The organism is Rhizobium sp. PEPV16 (assembly GCF_008919455.1).
In the GTDB taxonomy this organism is placed as follows: domain Bacteria; phylum Pseudomonadota; class Alphaproteobacteria; order Rhizobiales; family Rhizobiaceae; genus Rhizobium; species Rhizobium leguminosarum_Q.
The window spans coordinates 1-2,119 of sequence record NZ_VSZV01000129.1 but is presented as its reverse complement, the minus strand read 5'-3'; the positions used below and the strand labels follow the sequence as shown (position 1 = coordinate 2,119).

Genomic DNA, 2,119 nt, shown 5'->3' with positions numbered 1-2,119 from the left:
GGGCCGGGCATCTTTGCGCCAGGATCAGAGGCGATCGGCTCGGACGCACCAAGAGGTATGCCCGTCGCCAATCGCCTCTGCCCTGACGAAAACCTGCTCCGGCAGAATGTTTCAATCTAACCCGGAAAGGCTCTAGAGCCCGCCCTGCTCCCTGAGGAAGCTGACGATCGAGCTGACGCCGTCGCCGCGCTTCATGTCGGAGAAGACGAAGGGGCGCGAAGCGCGCATACGCGTCGCATCCCGGTCCATCACTTCGAGATCCGCGCCAACATAGGGCGCCAGATCCTTCTTGTTGATGACGAGCAGGTCCGACCGGGTGATGCCAGGCCCGCCCTTGCGCGGGATTTCCTCGCCCTGGCAAACGGAGATGACATAGATGGTGATATCGGCAAGATCGGGCGAAAAGGTCGCCGCCAGATTGTCACCGCCGGATTCGATGAAGACGACGTCGAGATCGGGGATCCGCTGGTTCAAGCCGGCGATCGCCTGCAAATTGATCGTCGCATCCTCGCGGATGGCTGTATGCGGGCAGCCACCCGTTTCGACACCGACGATGCGGTCCGAAGTCAATGCCTGCATGCGCACCAGCGCCTCGGCATCCTCTGTCGTGTAGATATCGTTGGTGACGACGGCGACGGAATAGTCGTCCCGCATCGCCTTGCAGAGCTTTTCCGTCAGCGCCGTCTTGCCGGAGCCGACCGGCCCGCCGATGCCGACACGCAAAGGTCCGTTTCTTGATTTCATATGCCTTACTCCAATCGAACCCCGATGATAGCGAAGCCGCCCGCCCGCGCCACCGTCAAATGACGCAGCCGCAGCGATAATTTCGGACAATCACGAACGGAACAGCCGTGTCGCCTGCGTCTCGTGGCGCAGGCTGGCAATATCGGCCTGCACTGTCGCCGAACCCAGATCGTCGAGCGTCGAGGCTGCCGCCCGCCGGGCGACCTCCGCGATACGGTCTTCCAGACCGGCAAGAACGGCGAGGCCATCCCGTTGCCCGGCGACACCGAGGCGGATACCTGATGAAACCGCTTGTGAGACATAGGCATGCAGGAAGGCGGCGAGCGCCTTCTCGGGCCCTATGCCATGGGCGCCCGTCACCGCCCCGACCGCAATGGGATACGCGACCCTGTCAGGTAGCCGCTCGAACACCCCGTCGGGCCAGGCCCGCGCCGCTGCGAGGAAAGCCTCACCGAGCAACATCGTTTCCTGATGCCGCTCGCGTGATCCGGCCAGCGCCTCGGCGAGTGCAGCGACTTCGGCAAGGCGTGCGGGTTCTGCCTGTTGCCTGTGGCTTTCGGCCAGAAGCACCGCATCGTTCCAGGCCGAACCATTCCCGACCAGCGTGCCGATCCAGGCCGCAAGCGAGGTCGCATCCGTAACGAGCCCGTCGGCCACGGCCCGCTCCAGCCCGCCCGAATAGGCAAAGCTTCCGATAGGAAAGGCCGGCGAGAGCCATGCCGTCAGGCGCAGCAATGCCTGCAGCTCGCGATCCCTGGTCATCAAGACTCAGTCGTGCTTGTGGTCATGATCATGACCGCGATCGTGGCGGTGCTCATGCTCATGCTCGTAGCCATGTTCGTGATCGTGGTCATGGCCGTGATCATGCCCGTGGTCATGCCCGTGGTCATGATTGTGATCGTGGTCATGCCCATGCGAATGCCCGCCTTGGGAATGATAGGCGCCGCGCGCCGGCTGGAACGGCTCGTCGATCTCGAGGACGACGGCGCCGAGGCCCTGCAGCATGGCGCGGATGACATGATCGCGGAGGATGACGATGCGGTCTTCCTCGATCTGCGCGGCAAGATGCCGGTTGCCGAGATGCCAGGCGAGCTCGACCAGATGGGTGCGGTCGCGACCGCGGATTTCGAAGAGTTTCTCGTCGGCGGCGAGGATCTCGATCAGTTCGCCGTCGTCGCGCACCAGCAGGTCGCCATTGGCGAAAAGCACCGGATCCTTGAGATCGAGCATGACCATCTCACCATTTTCCAGATGCAGCAGCTTGCGGCGCAGATGGCGCAGATCATGCGGCAGCTTGACCTGGGCGATTGGGTGGGAGGAAGGGGTTCCGGCGGGAAGATAGGAGGTGACGCGCTGCATGACATGTCCGTTTTTC

3 protein-coding genes are annotated in these 2,119 nt (G+C 63.2%); all 3 read right to left on the bottom strand.

Annotated elements, in window-relative coordinates; all coding sequences use genetic code 11:
• Positions 1 to 132: 132 nt before the first annotated feature.
• The 3 genes from ureG to ureE all read right to left on the bottom strand — a co-directional run bounded on the left by ureG (position 133) and on the right by ureE (position 2,103).
• Positions 133 to 744 carry an urease accessory protein UreG gene (gene ureG / locus FY112_RS02210; RefSeq protein WP_003542294.1) on the bottom strand — a complete coding sequence of 204 codons (612 nt, stop codon included), beginning with the start codon at positions 742 to 744 and terminating at the stop codon, positions 133 to 135.
• A 90-nt stretch (positions 745 to 834) separates the two neighbouring features.
• The gene (locus FY112_RS02205) at positions 835 to 1,506 is read right to left on the bottom strand and encodes an urease accessory protein UreF (protein WP_017961736.1); all 672 of its coding nucleotides are present in this window, start codon (positions 1,504 to 1,506) and stop codon (positions 835 to 837) included.
• A gap of 6 nt (positions 1,507 to 1,512) precedes the next feature.
• Positions 1,513 to 2,103 carry an urease accessory protein UreE gene (gene ureE, locus FY112_RS02200; protein ID WP_072637421.1) on the bottom strand — a complete coding sequence of 197 codons (591 nt, stop codon included), beginning with the start codon at positions 2,101 to 2,103 and terminating at the stop codon, positions 1,513 to 1,515.
• Between the last annotated feature and the right edge of the window lie 16 nt (positions 2,104 to 2,119).